This is a genomic window from Thermodesulfovibrio sp. 3462-1, from assembly GCF_040451425.1.
GTDB lineage: Bacteria > Nitrospirota > Thermodesulfovibrionia > Thermodesulfovibrionales > Thermodesulfovibrionaceae > Thermodesulfovibrio > Thermodesulfovibrio obliviosus.
Window position 1 is genome coordinate 1,712,525 of record NZ_CP144374.1, and the last position, 12,723, is coordinate 1,725,247.

Annotated in this window: 13 protein-coding genes; 3 read left to right on the forward strand and 10 right to left on the reverse strand. The window is 36.0% G+C overall.

The annotated features are described in order from the left end of the window. From V4D31_RS08975 to pilB, 3 genes are read right to left on the reverse strand one after another with little or no spacing between them, the layout of a single operon-like run. Positions 1-1,080, reverse strand: a complete 1,080-nt coding sequence (locus V4D31_RS08975) for an HD domain-containing phosphohydrolase (protein ID WP_353686097.1) — start codon at positions 1,078-1,080, stop codon at positions 1-3. Further along, positions 1,080-2,156, reverse strand: a complete 1,077-nt coding sequence (locus tag V4D31_RS08980) for an HD domain-containing phosphohydrolase (RefSeq protein ID WP_353686098.1) — start codon at positions 2,154-2,156, stop codon at positions 1,080-1,082. The genes V4D31_RS08975 and V4D31_RS08980 overlap by 1 nt, the downstream gene beginning before the upstream one ends. Beyond that, positions 2,156-3,868, reverse strand: a complete 1,713-nt coding sequence (pilB, locus tag V4D31_RS08985; protein WP_353686099.1) for a type IV-A pilus assembly ATPase PilB — start codon at positions 3,866-3,868, stop codon at positions 2,156-2,158. Before pilB ends, V4D31_RS08980 begins: the two co-directional genes overlap by 1 nt. Before the next feature lie 74 nt (positions 3,869-3,942). Here pilB and gltX point away from each other — a divergent pair, with 74 nt between their 5' ends. From gltX to V4D31_RS09000, 3 genes are all read left to right on the forward strand, one after another. Then, the gene (gene gltX, locus V4D31_RS08990; RefSeq protein WP_353686100.1) at positions 3,943-5,340 is read left to right on the forward strand and encodes a glutamate--tRNA ligase; all 1,398 of its coding nucleotides are present in this window, start codon (positions 3,943-3,945) and stop codon (positions 5,338-5,340) included. Further along, positions 5,330-5,533 carry a Trm112 family protein gene (locus V4D31_RS08995; protein WP_353686101.1) on the forward strand — a complete coding sequence of 68 codons (204 nt, stop codon included), beginning with the start codon at positions 5,330-5,332 and terminating at the stop codon, positions 5,531-5,533. Before gltX ends, V4D31_RS08995 begins: the two co-directional genes overlap by 11 nt. A gap of 270 nt (positions 5,534-5,803) precedes the next feature. Further along, complete coding sequence (locus V4D31_RS09000; protein WP_353686102.1) at positions 5,804-7,138, forward strand: glutamine synthetase family protein; 1,335 nt, start codon at positions 5,804-5,806, stop codon at positions 7,136-7,138. A 33-nt stretch (positions 7,139-7,171) separates the two neighbouring features. On the opposite strand, the gene V4D31_RS09005 is transcribed toward V4D31_RS09000, so the two are convergent. Genes V4D31_RS09005 through V4D31_RS09035 form a run of 7 tightly spaced genes read right to left on the reverse strand, consistent with a single transcriptional unit; the run spans position 7,172 to position 12,659 of the window. After that, entirely contained in the window at positions 7,172-7,894 is a 723-nt protein-coding gene (locus tag V4D31_RS09005; protein WP_353686103.1) for a rhomboid family intramembrane serine protease, read from the reverse strand. Further along, the gene (locus tag V4D31_RS09010; protein ID WP_353686104.1) at positions 7,891-8,526 is read right to left on the reverse strand and encodes a DedA family protein; all 636 of its coding nucleotides are present in this window, start codon (positions 8,524-8,526) and stop codon (positions 7,891-7,893) included. The genes V4D31_RS09005 and V4D31_RS09010 overlap by 4 nt, the downstream gene beginning before the upstream one ends. Continuing rightward, entirely contained in the window at positions 8,519-9,754 is a 1,236-nt protein-coding gene (locus tag V4D31_RS09015) for a cofactor-independent phosphoglycerate mutase (protein ID WP_353686105.1), read from the reverse strand. Before V4D31_RS09015 ends, V4D31_RS09010 begins: the two co-directional genes overlap by 8 nt. Beyond that, entirely contained in the window at positions 9,751-10,824 is a 1,074-nt protein-coding gene (thrC, locus tag V4D31_RS09020; RefSeq protein ID WP_353686106.1) for a threonine synthase, read from the reverse strand. The genes V4D31_RS09015 and thrC overlap by 4 nt, the downstream gene beginning before the upstream one ends. A gap of 2 nt (positions 10,825-10,826) precedes the next feature. After that, positions 10,827-11,075: an NIL domain-containing protein gene (locus V4D31_RS09025; protein ID WP_353686107.1), complete on the reverse strand. Its 249-nt coding sequence runs from the start codon at positions 11,073-11,075 to the stop codon at positions 10,827-10,829. A gap of 58 nt (positions 11,076-11,133) precedes the next feature. Further along, positions 11,134-11,412: a MoaD/ThiS family protein gene (locus V4D31_RS09030; protein WP_353686108.1), complete on the reverse strand. Its 279-nt coding sequence runs from the start codon at positions 11,410-11,412 to the stop codon at positions 11,134-11,136. A gap of 2 nt (positions 11,413-11,414) precedes the next feature. After that, positions 11,415-12,659: a threonine synthase gene (locus V4D31_RS09035; RefSeq protein ID WP_353686109.1), complete on the reverse strand. Its 1,245-nt coding sequence runs from the start codon at positions 12,657-12,659 to the stop codon at positions 11,415-11,417. Positions 12,660-12,723 lie beyond the last annotated feature (64 nt).

The following is a 12,723-nucleotide window of genomic DNA, read 5'->3' on the forward strand; positions in this document are numbered from 1 at the left end:
TCACCTCATTTTATTTAATGCTTTCAGAAAGGCTTCAACCACCTCAGAATCAAATTGAGTTCCAGCATTATTTTTCAATTCTTGTATTGCTGCCTCAATGCTCATCCCTTTTCTGTAGGGTCTATCTGTTGTCATTGCATCAAAAGTATCAGCCACTGCAATAATTCTTGCAATTAAAGGAATCTCTTGCGCTTTTAGTCTTTCAGGATATCCTGAGCCATCAAATTTTTCATGATGATATTTTACTCCAGGAATAATGTCTTTAAGCTGTCTTACATGTTGAAGAATTTCTGCTCCATAAATTGCATGATTTTGTATTATTTTATACTCTTCATCTGTTAATCTTTCGGTTTTAAGTAAAATTGAATCTCTTATACCAATCTTGCCTATATCATGTAGTATTGCTGCGAGCTTGAGTTTTTCAATTTCTTCTTTACCAAGCCCCATCTCAATCGCTATCGCAACAGAATAATCCATAACCCTTTTTGTATGACCTGCTGTATAGGGATCTCTTTTTTCAATGGTATCTGCAAGGGCAAAAACAATTTCATAAAAAGTTTGTTTAAGTTCGTCATAGAGTCTTGCATTTTCTATTGCCACTGCAACCTGACTGCTTAATGCCTTGAGTAACTCTAAATCATATTCATTAAAAAAACCGTTCTTTTTATTTATTGCCTGAATCACTCCAAGAAGCTTTTCTTTAATCATTACTGGTAAACAAATCATGGTTTTTGTTGTAAAACCTGATTTTTCATCTCCTCCTCTGAAAAATCTTGGATCGTTCTGAACATCATTTATTATAACTGCCTGTTTTTTCTGGGCAACCCATCCAGCAATACCCTGTCCCAATTTAAGTCTTATTGTTTTTACTTTATGAGCTTTTTCTCCAAGAGCAACATCAAAATAAAGCTCTTCTGATTCCTTATCAAAAAGCAGAAGACTTGCAGCCTCGCAATTGACAAGAGCTATTATTGCTTTGCAGGCTCTCTTTCTTATTTCTTCAATTTCAAGAGATGAATTAATTATTGCTGAAAACTCAAGAAGTGCCCTAAAATGCTCTGAAAAAATTTCTTTTTCCATTAATCCTTATATTTTTCTTTTATTTCAATTATTTTTTCAATATTTTCAAAGAAAACATCAACAATCCTGGGATCAAAAGCTTTTCCTTTCATGGCTTCCATATAACTGACTGTCTTATCAATGCTCCATGATTCTCTGTCATCTTTATCTGTTGTAAGGGTATCAAAGTTGTCAACCACACTTACAATTCTTGCCCATAAAGATATTTCATTTTCTTTTTTACCAAATGGATAACCCTTTCCATCCCATCTTTCATGGTGTTCCAGAGCTATTATGGCTGCCATCTGTAGAAGTTCACTTTCTTCATCGTAAAGAAGCTCATATCCAATTATTGGATGTTTTTTCATTATTTCCCACTCATCAGGTTCCAGTCTGCCGGATTTTTGAAGAATTTTATCTGGAATCCCGATTTTTCCGATGTCATGCATTGTTGAAGCTAACATTAATAATTCACATTTTTCTTCATCTATTCCGAGTTTTTCTGCAATTAAACTTGAAATTAACCCAACCCTTAATAAATGACTCAGGCTTTCAGGGTCTTTGTATTCTGCTGCTTTTGAAAGTTTTATAAGAGCTTTTTTATTTATTTCCTTTATTTTTTCATAAAGCATCCTCATTTCAATGGCTGCTCCAGCAAACTCTGCAATAAGTTTCATTAGCTTAATGTCTGAGCTGTTGAATTTACCAGATTTGTTTATCGCCTGATACACACCAATTACCTTGCCTTTTGAATTAATAACTGGAACAGCGAGAATATTTCTTGTTCTGTATCCCGATATTTTATCAACTTCTGGATTAAAAAATTTGCTTTTGTAAGCATCCTCAGTAACATATGTTTTTCCTGTTTTTACAACATGCCCTGCAATCCCAGAAGTCAATGGGATTCTAATTTCCTTTACTCCATGGGCAAATATTGTATAAAGCTCCTTTTTTGGTTCATCTATGATAAAGAGACTACAACGGTCAACCTCAATTATCTCCTTTGCAAGATTAGAAAGAATCTCAATAAGATTATTAAGGTTTTTCTCTCTTGTTATCTTTGGAGCAGCTTTAAGCAATATCTCAAGCTTGTCCATCAGTCCTCCACAGTAACTCTTAAAACTTCTTCTATGCTTGTTATTCCTGCCATTACTTTTCTTATTCCCGACTGCCTTAAAGTAAGCATACCAAGTTTTATAGCTTCTTTCTTGATCTCACTTGCAGAAGCACCTGTAAGAATCAATTCTCTAATTTCCTCTTTTATAGGCATCACTTCATAAACTGCAATTCTTCCACGATAACCTGTTTGATTGCACTCATGACATCCTTTTGCTTCATAAATTTTTAATCCATCAAGCCTGTCCTCAGGAAATCCGAATTTTATTAAAGAATCTTTTGAATACTTTTGTTCTCTTTTACAGTTTTCACATAGTTTTCTTATAAGTCTCTGGGCTACAATCAGAATTACGGAAGAGGAAATTAAAAAAGGCTCTATCCCCATGTTTACTAATCTTGTAATGGTGCTTGGTGCATCATTTGTATGAAGTGTGCTTAAAACAAGATGCCCTGTGAGTGCTGCTTTTACAGCAATCTCAGCAGTTTCAAAGTCTCTTATCTCACCAACCATGATTATATCAGGATCCTGTCTTAAAAAGGACCTCAATACCTGAGCAAAGGTTTTTCCTATTTCTTCCTGAACCTGAACCTGTGTAATTCTCGGAAGGGTGTATTCAACAGGATCCTCAACAGTCATAATATTTACCTCTGGTCTGTTAAGTTTCATTAAAGCTGAATACAATGTGGTTGTTTTACCAGAACCAGTAGGACCTGTCACAAGTATCATCCCATATGGTTTACTTAAAGCTTCAAGGAAAAATTCAAGAGATTCTTCTTCAAAACCAAGACGCGTAAGATCAAGCTGAAGAGAGCCTTTTTCAAGGATTCTTAATACAATTTTCTCGCCAAACATTGATGGAAGAGTTGAGACTCTAAAATCAACTTCTTTTTTACCCACTTTCATCTTCATTCTTCCGTCCTGGGGAAGCCTTTTTTCTGATATATCAAGATTTGATAGGATCTTTATTCTTGAAGTCAGATTTCCTTTTAATTGTGCTGGCAAAGTTAAAACATCATGAAGGACTCCGTCTATTCTGTATCTTACATATACACTGTCTTCAAAGGGCTCTATGTGAATATCGCTTGCTCTTTTTGAAAGAGCATTCAACATTATCTGATTGACAACTCTAACTAAAGGACCCTCTGCTTCTGGTCGAATTTCCTCTTGTGGCTCTGCTGAAGAGGGTTCCTTAGAGACTATTTCAACAAGTTCGTGAATATTCTGGGAAGCATAAATTTCATCCTGTTCTCCAAAAAATTGATTTATCAGAGTTTTAAAATCTGAATCCTTTCCTATGTAAAAAATTATTTTAAAACCACTTAAAAAGAATTTAAGCTGTTCCAGAGCTATTTCATTAGCTGGATCAGTTGTAAGAACCTTTACTATGTTACCTTCTCTATAAATTGGCAATATCTTATACTTTCTTATTACATCCTCTGGAAGAAGCTTAATTACTGAATGGTCAATTTTGTGAGAATCCATTTTAAATACAGGGAATCCATAAAGCTCACTCATAGCCTGCACAAGCTCATCTTCTGTTATATAACCTAACTTTACCAGTGCGGCACCAATCTTTATACCTTCAATTTTCTGAAGTGCTTGAGCATCAATTAGTTGTTTCTCAGAAATTTTACCTTTTTTTAGAAGGAAAGCGCCAAGAGGCATTTTTTCTGTAAAAGGTTTTGTTGTCATAATGCTAATATAGCATAAAAATTATGCCAAAGTGTATACTAAATTTATTAATCAGCTTTAGTAAAGGAGGATAAATGGTAAGGGTTAGATTTGCACCTTCTCCAACCGGGCATCTTCATATTGGAGGAGCAAGAACAGCTCTTTTTAACTGGCTTTTTGCAAGACATTACAGTGGAAAATTTATATTAAGAATTGAAGACACTGATAGGTCACGCTCCACTGAAGAATACATTGAATCAATTATAGAAGCCATGAAATGGCTCGGGCTCAACTGGGATGAAGGCCCATTCAGACAGACTGATAGAATGGAAATTTATAAAAAATATGCTTACAAACTTCTTAATGAAGGAAAAGCCTATTGCTGCTACTGCACTCCAGAGGAATTAGAAGAAAGAAGGCAAAAAGCAATGAAAGAAGGAAAACCACCAAGATATGACCGACGTTGCAGAGAAATTACTGAAAAGCTTGATAAACCCTTTGCAATAAGGTTTAAAATGCCTCTTGAAGGTGAAACAGTGGTTAATGACCTCGTAAAAGGTGCTGTTACCTTTAAAAACAGTGAGCTCGAAGACCTGGTAATACTGAGAAGTGATGGAACTCCTACATATAATTTTTGCGTTGTTGTTGATGACTTTGAAATGAAAATAACCCATGTAATAAGAGGCGAAGACCACCTTAATAATACTCCAAAGCAAATTCATATTTATCATGCTCTTGGAATGAATCCTCCAGAGTTTGCTCACATTCCTATGATTCTTGGAAAAGACAGATCTCGTTTAAGTAAAAGGCACGGTGCGACAAGTGTTCTTGCCTACAGAGATGAAGGATATCTTTCAGATGCAGTTGTCAACTATCTTGCTCGTCTTGGATGGTCTCATGGAGATCAGGAAATTTTTACCAGAGAAGAATTAATAAAGTATTTCAATCTACAACAGGTTGGAAAGGCAAATGCTGTTTTTGATCCAGAGAAACTTCTCTGGCTTAATAGTGAATATATAAAATTAACTCCTGAAGAAAAACTTTTTGAACTTGTAAAACCTTTTCTTATAAAGGAAGGATATTTGAGAGAAAATGAAACTGTTGATTTACAATGGGTGTGTAAAGCTATAAAATCCCTTAAAGAAAGATGTAGAACACTTCGAGAACTTGCCCATGCAATGAGATATTATTTTTTAGAGTACGTTGAAATTGATCCAAAGGCAAAGGAAAAATATATAACTACTGAGACTATTGCAATTCTTAAAGAACTCACAGAAAAACTTGCTCAACTTGAAGATTTTACTCAGGATAAAATTGAAAAAATATTTATGGACATGGTAAATGAAAAAGGATTGAAGCTTGCTGAGGTTGCTCAGCCAGTTAGAGTTGCCATAACAGGCAATACTGTAAGTCCTGGAATATACGAAGTTTTAGAAATTGTTGGCAAGGAAAAAACTCTGAAAAGATTAAGGAGAATAATCAATGCCTCTTAGTAAAGAGCTTCTTGAAATTATAGTCTGTCCAAAATGCAAAGGAGATTTAATTTATGAAGAAGACAGGGAAAGACTTGTTTGTAAAAACTGCTCTGTCTATTATCCAATAAGAGAAGACATCCCTATTCTTTTGATTGAAGAAGCTCAACCAGAGAAGACACAGGCATCCTCAACGGATGCAAGGAATCTTTAATTGTTTCCAAAACCAATACAAAGGCAAAAAAATTGTTCAAATGTTCAGAATTTTTCAAAATGACAAAGCAAAAAATTATAAAATACTTCAGAATACCGATTGGAATTCGAATTTTTGACAAAAAATTTATTTTAATAATATACTATATGGTAACCGTTAGCCGTTCAATTAAATTAAAGGTTGTTAAAGTATTATACTTTAAATAGCTTAAATTCGATTTTAAAATTAAGGGGCATTGCCTCAATAAAAAATAAAATGTAGGAGGATATTATGACTTACACAAAACCAAGAGATGAAAAGGATGTTATGAAGCTGGTCAAAGAACTGAATGTCAAGTTTGTAAGACTATGGTTTACTGATATTCTCGGTCAACTAAAAAGTTTTGCTGTTCCAGTGGAAGAGCTTGAAGTTGCCTTTTCAGAGGGCATGGGATTCGACGGTTCATCAATTCATGGTTTTGCAAGAATTGATGAGTCAGACATGATTGCAAGACCGGATCCAACAACCTTTGCAATTCTTACATGGAGACCAAAAGAAAGCGCAGTAGCAAGGATGTTCTGCGACATTTATGAACCTGATGGAACTCCTTACAAAGGTGATCCAAGATATATTTTAAAATTAAATCTTGAAAAAGCTGCGAAAAAAGGTTATACCTTTTATCTTGGTCCAGAACTCGAGTTTTTCTACTTTAAATCAGACAAAAACACAGAAATTCTTGATGAAGGTGGATATTTTGACTATCCACTGGATGCTGCAGAAGATCTTCGTAGAGACACAATCCTTGCACTGGAACAAATGGGTATTAAAGTTGAATACTCCCATCACGAGGTTGCACCATCTCAACATGAAATAGACCTGAGATATGCTGAAGCTCTTCAAATGGCTGACATTGTTATGACCTATAGAGTTGTAGTTAAAGAGATTGCAAAACAGCACGGTGTTTATGCCACTTTTATGCCAAAGCCTCTTTTTGGCGAAAACGGAAGCGGAATGCATACTCATCAGTCCCTGTTTAAAGGTGATAAAAATGTCTTTTTCGATCCAAAAGACAAATACTATCTTTCAGATATTGCAAAAAGTTACATAGCAGGACTTTTAACCCATATAAAAGAGATTACCCTTGTTTTGAACCAGTGGGTTAATTCATACAAAAGACTTGTTCCAGGTTATGAAGCTCCTGTTTATATCTGCTGGGCAAGAAGAAACAGATCTGCTCTTATAAGAGTTCCACTTTACAAACCAGGCAAAGAAAAAGCAACAAGAATAGAGTTAAGAAGTCCTGACCCTTCATGCAATCCCTACCTTGCCTTTGCATGTATGTTAAATGCAGGATTGACAGGAGTGGAAAAGAAATATAAACTACCTGAGCCAATTGAAAAAGATGTTTATCATCTTGATCCAGAAGAAAGAAAGGAACTTGGAATTGATAACCTTCCCGGAAGTTTAATAGAAGCCATTGAGTATGCTGAAAAAAGCGAATTACTTAGAGAAACTTTAGGAGACCATATATTCACAAATCTCATTGAGAGCAAAAAGAAAGAATGGGATGACTATCGCATAAGAATCTTCCCCTATGAAATAGAAAGATATCTCCCCATTCTTTAATTTCAAAGGGGTGGCTTGCACCACCCCTGCTTTTTACCACCTTCCCCATGCACAGTAATAGTCAAAGTGGTCATCGTATATGCGAAGTCGTTTTTTGATTACAAAAATTCTGTGTAAAATAATTCCAAATAGAAAGCCTCCTACATGTGCCCACCAGGCAACTCCTCCTACATCTGCTGGTGTAAGAAGGGAGCCAAGTCCTGAAAACAGTTGAATTAAAAACCACATGAAAATGTAAAAAAATGCAGGAAGTGCAAAAAAGAAAGGGAAAAACAGTATTGGCACAAGAGTTATAACCCTTGCATGAGGAAACATCACCATATAGGCACCTAAAACACCTGAAATTGCACCAGATGCTCCAACTGTAGGTATAGTTGAAGCTGGATTGATGAGGCAGTGAATCCAGCTTGCTCCAAATCCACAAAGAAGATAAAAAATTAAAAACCTGAAAGAACCCATCTTGTCTTCTACATTGTCAGCAAAAATAAACATAACCCACATGTTACTTATAAGATGAAACCATCCTCCGTGAAGAAACATGCTCGTTAAAAAGGGAAGATAATAAAAAGGATCAAAAGGAAGGGATGCTACAAGCATGTATTTTGCAGGAACCACACCAAATATGTGAAATAGATAGTCTAAATCCTCTCTTGGGAACATGAGTTCAAAAATAAAGATAACTGAATTTAAAGCTATAATTAACCATGTCATATAGGGAGTATATTTTCTTGGAAGACAATCTCTTATTGGTATCATTTTGCCTCACTCCTTTTTATTGATATAGCTTTCCATATGCTCGGTATTACTGAAACAATAATAATACCAAGTATGAACATGGAAAAGTTCTCTTTTACAAAGGGAAGATTTCCGAAAAAATAACCTGTGGCAATTAAAGAGCCACTCCAGAGAATGCTACTAAAAATATTGTAAATCTGAAATTTTAGATATCTCATTCTTCCTATTCCTGCTACAAATGGTGCAAAGGTTCTTATAATTGGTAAAAATCTGGCAATTATTATTGTTTTTGTTCCATGTTTTTCATAAAATTGGGCAGTTGTATAAAGATGCTTTTTATTGAAAAAAAAGGAGTTTTCCTTTGAGAAAACTTTCGGCCCAACAAATCTTCCGATGTGATAATTTACAGTGTTTCCCACTGTAGCAGCAACACTTAATACTATTAAAGAACTCCAAGGACAAAGCAGTTGTCTTGAAGACAGGGCTCCTACAGTAAATAAAAGAGAATCACCAGGCAAAAATGGCGTTATAACAAATCCTGTTTCAGAGAAAACAATAAAGAAAAGGACAACATAAATCCAGTTACCAATTTGAGAAAAAAGAGTTTCAAGATAAATGTCAATATGAAAGACAATATCTATAAAATTAGACATTTTTAAGAATAAATAAATCCATAAGTTTGTAGCCTTCTTCTATAACTAAATCAGGATGGTTTAGGATCTCCTCGGAAAATTTTCTTTTGTTTGTATGCTCTTGATGAGATGCTTCGCTTTGCTCAGAATTACTACTATCATAAATTACAAATGGGACAGGCTCAGCAGTATGAGTTTTTATGGTTACAGGAGTTGGATGGTCTGGAAGAAGAAGAATTCTAAAATCTTTAAATCTTCTGGGTGCTTCCTCAAGAATTCTTCCAACTACAATGTTGTCAATATCTTCAATAGCCTTAATTTTTAATTTATAATCACCCTGATGTCCTGCCTCATCAGGTGCTTCTATATGAACATAGACAAAATCAACTCTCTCAAGAGCGTTAAGAGCATATTCAGCCTTTCCTGAATAATTTGTGTCTATCCAACCTGTTGCACCTGGAACATTTATGATATGAAATCCTGCTAAAATACCAATTCCCTTTGTAAGATCCACTGCAGAAATGAGCGCACCTGAAAGGCCATATTTTTCCTGAAACTTTGGTAAAGAAGGAGTCCGTCCCTGCCCCCATAGCCAGATACTGTTTGCAGGTTTTTTACCTTCGGAAGTTCTTTTTTTATTAACTGGATGATCTTTAAGAATATCCATTGATTTGAAAATAATCTCTTTCAAAAACTGGGCATGCCTGCCTATAGGAAGAAACATTGAAATCTCTCTTCCCGTGATATCATGAGGTGGAGTGCATTCCACCTCTTCTGAGCCATTTTTCCAAAGCATTATGTGACGATAACTTACACCCGGGTAAAATCTCAAAGTATCACTGCCAAGTTTTTTATCTAAATCTTCAATAAGAATTTTTGCCTCTTCTGTGGTTATATGCCCGGCTGAGTAATCCTCCATAAAAATTCTCTTCTTATCTGAAAACTTTAATGTTACAAGATTGCATCTGTATGCCACATCATTTTTTGATAAATTCAATCCCATGCTAACAGCTTCAAGAGGCGCTCTGCCTGTATAGTAAACTTTTGGATCATAACCAAGAATACTCAGGTTTGCCACATCACTTCCAGGTGGAAAACCCTGTGGAATATTTCTAACTGAGCCTGCTATTCCATTAGAAGCAAGCCAGTCCATATTGGGAGTTCTGGCAACCTGAAGAGGTGTAAGCCCACCAATCTCATTAATTGGATAATCTGCTGCACCATCAGGAATGACTACAATGTATTTCATAAAAGCTTCTCCACAAAGGCTCTTACATTGTCAAGATTTGCTGGTAAAACATGAGGGATGTCTGAGACCTTAAAAACTGTATCAGGATCTTTAAGTCCATTTCCAGTAAGGGTGCATACAACAGTGGAGCCTTTTTCAAAATATCCCTGCTTGTAAAGCTTTATAACTCCAGCAACAGAAGCTGCAGAAGCTGGCTCGCAAAATATTCCTTCAAATGAGGCTATCATTTTGTAGGCTTTAAGTATTTCTTCATCAGTGACCATATCAATCGTTCCCCCAGATTCATCTCTTGCCTGGACAGCTGTAGCCCAGCTCGCAGGATTTCCTATTCTTATTGCTGTTGCAATTGTCTCAGGTTGTTCAACTGGCTTGCCGAGAACAATTGGAGCTGCTCCTGCTGCCTGAAATCCAAGCATTTTTGGTAAGTTATTAATTTTTCCTTTTTCTTTGTATTCTTTATATCCCTTCCAGTAAGCTGATATATTCCCGGCATTTCCCACAGGCAAAGCATGATACTGAGGAGCCTGCCCAAGCTGATCGCAGACTTCAAAGGCTGCAGATTTTTGCCCTTCAATCCTGTAGGGGTTAATCGAATTAACAAGAGTAATAGGATACTCTTTAACAATTGCTCGGACAATGTTTAAAGCCTGATCAAAGTTTCCTTTAATCTGAATAACTGTAGCTCCATGAACCATTGCCTGAACAAGCTTTCCTGTTGCAATTTTTCCTTCAGGAATAATAACAATTGCTTTAATCCCTGCTCTTGCAGCATAGGCTGAAGCTGATGCTGAAGTGTTTCCTGTTGAAGCACATATCACTGCACGAGAGCCTTCCTCCAGAGCTTTTGAAATTGCAAGTGTCATTCCTCTGTCTTTAAAAGAACCTGTTGGATTTGCACCATCAAATTTGAGATAAAGCTCAAGCTCCATATTAAGTTGTTTGGTAAGATTGTTTACCTTTATAAGTGGAGTATTGCCTTCCAAAAGAGTGACAATTGGAGTTTTTTCATTAACAGGGAAAAATTCGTAATACTCTCTTATAATTCCTTTCCATGGTGATTTTGTATTCATGGCTATTCAATTATGTCTCCTTCTATTAATTCAACTACAACTCCCTGCTCACGGAGGGAATTAATTCCTTCATTAAGATTTTCCTCCAGCCCTTCAAGTTCAAGTATCATTTCTCCAAATGTATCAGTAACTCTTGCTCTACGAATATTTGGCATGACATCATATTTTTTTGCCATTCTAAAAAGCACAGGCTCTTTGATCAATTCCTGAGGAAATGTGAGCCTTACTCTTAATTTTTTAATCTCGCCCATAAACTCCTCCTTACCGTCATTCTGAGCGATAGTTCAAAAACTTCGCTCAAGATAAAACTCAGCATCTGCCTCCTGCAATGGCAGGAACAATTGAAACTTCATCTCCCTCTTTCACCACAGTTTCCTCTGCTTGAAGGAATCTAACATCTTCTTCATTAACATAAACATTAATAAACCTTCTTATCTTACCATCCTGACATAGCCTTTCTGCAAGCCCTGGATATTGTTTATCAAGCGCATTAATTATATCTATAATTTTTCCAGCTGGTGCCTCTACCACATCTTTTCCACCTGTAAGTTTTTGCAGTGGTGTTGGTATTAAAACTTTTACTGCCATTTTTACCTCCCTCTTTCATTAATTCTTTTCAAAGCTTCTTCAAAGGAAGCAAGATTTGGTTTTATCTGATAGACTTCCGCTGTTCTGCCATTTAAAACCTCTGATGTTTTAAGTCCATTCCCTGTAATGCAAAGCACTGTTGTGTCTTTTTTATCAATTTTACCTTCTTTTAAAAGCTTAATGTAACATGCAACAGTAACGCCTCCTGCTGTCTCTGTGAAAATTCCTTCTGTTTTTGCAAGAAGCTTTATTGCATCAATTATTTCTTCATCAGAGACATCCTCCATAGCACCTCCACTTTCCTTTACAGCTTGCAAAGCATAGTATCCATCAGCAGGATTTCCAATGGCAAGAGATTTTGCTATAGTATTAGGTTTTACAGGTCTTATAACATCTGTGCCCTGTTTAAAAGCTGTTGAAATTGGAGAGCATCCAGTTGCCTGTGCACCGTATATTTTTGTCTCAAGATTTTTAAGAATTCCCAACTCTTTAAACTCTTTAAGTGCCTTCCACACCTTTGTAAGAAGTGAGCCACTTGCACAGGGCACTACAATACTGTCTGGTGCTTTCCAGCCAAGTTGTTCAACTATTTCAAACCCTATTGTTTTTGAACCCTCTGCATAAAAGGGACGAATGTTTATATTTACAAATGCCCATTTGTATTTGTTTGCAATTTCACTGCAAAGTCTGTTTACATCGTCATAGTTACCATCAACAGCAACAAGATTTGGCTCATAAACAATGGAAGCAACTATTTTGCTCTGCTCTAAAGTAGCAGGAATAAAAATAAATCTCTTAAATCCTGCCTTTGCACCGTGCGCTGAAACAGCATGGGCAAGATTTCCTGTAGAGGCACATGCAACAGTATCAAATCCAAATTCTTTTGCTTTTGTAAGTGCTACTGCAACAACTCTATCTTTAAATGAAAGGGTGGGATGGGCAACTGTATCATCTTTTATGTAAAGCTCTTTTACTCCAAGATATTTTGCAAGATTTTTAGCTTCTACCAGAGGCGTAAAACCTGAATTAAGTCCCACCTGGGGCTCACCATCTATTGGTAAGAGCTCTTTGTATCGCCATAGTGTTTTTGGTCTTTTTTCTATAGTTTTCCTTGAAAGGGCTTTCTTTATTTTTGCATAGTCATAGACTGCCTCAAGAGGACCAAAGCAGAATTCACATACATATATAGGCTCTACAGGATATTCTCTGCCGCATTCCCTGCATCTTAGTCCTTTTACATATTTCATTTCCCACCTCCTATATTCTGTGAATTAATTTTTTATTTTAACATTTTTATTCAAATTGCCTACA

What these genes read in the sequence shown, in the direction of transcription:
- V4D31_RS09035 (WP_353686109.1), bottom strand. Translation starts at nt 12,659, where the DNA reads ATGAAATATGTAAAAGGACTAAGATGCAGGGAATGCGGCAGAGAATAT.
- V4D31_RS08995 (WP_353686101.1), top strand. Translation starts at nt 5,330, where the DNA reads ATGCCTCTTAGTAAAGAGCTTCTTGAAATTATAGTCTGTCCAAAATGC.
- thrC (WP_353686106.1), bottom strand. Translation starts at nt 10,824, where the DNA reads ATGAATACAAAATCACCATGGAAAGGAATTATAAGAGAGTATTACGAA.
- V4D31_RS08980 (WP_353686098.1), bottom strand. Translation starts at nt 2,156, where the DNA reads ATGGACAAGCTTGAGATATTGCTTAAAGCTGCTCCAAAGATAACAAGA.
- gltX (WP_353686100.1), top strand. Translation starts at nt 3,943, where the DNA reads ATGGTAAGGGTTAGATTTGCACCTTCTCCAACCGGGCATCTTCATATT.
- V4D31_RS09030 (WP_353686108.1), bottom strand. Translation starts at nt 11,412, where the DNA reads ATGGCAGTAAAAGTTTTAATACCAACACCACTGCAAAAACTTACAGGT.
- V4D31_RS09000 (WP_353686102.1), top strand. Translation starts at nt 5,804, where the DNA reads ATGACTTACACAAAACCAAGAGATGAAAAGGATGTTATGAAGCTGGTC.
- V4D31_RS09025 (WP_353686107.1), bottom strand. Translation starts at nt 11,075, where the DNA reads ATGGGCGAGATTAAAAAATTAAGAGTAAGGCTCACATTTCCTCAGGAA.
- V4D31_RS09005 (WP_353686103.1), bottom strand. Translation starts at nt 7,894, where the DNA reads ATGATACCAATAAGAGATTGTCTTCCAAGAAAATATACTCCCTATATG.
- V4D31_RS08975 (WP_353686097.1), bottom strand. Translation starts at nt 1,080, where the DNA reads ATGGAAAAAGAAATTTTTTCAGAGCATTTTAGGGCACTTCTTGAGTTT.
- V4D31_RS09010 (WP_353686104.1), bottom strand. Translation starts at nt 8,526, where the DNA reads ATGTCTAATTTTATAGATATTGTCTTTCATATTGACATTTATCTTGAA.
- V4D31_RS09015 (WP_353686105.1), bottom strand. Translation starts at nt 9,754, where the DNA reads ATGAAATACATTGTAGTCATTCCTGATGGTGCAGCAGATTATCCAATT.
- pilB (WP_353686099.1), bottom strand. Translation starts at nt 3,868, where the DNA reads ATGACAACAAAACCTTTTACAGAAAAAATGCCTCTTGGCGCTTTCCTT.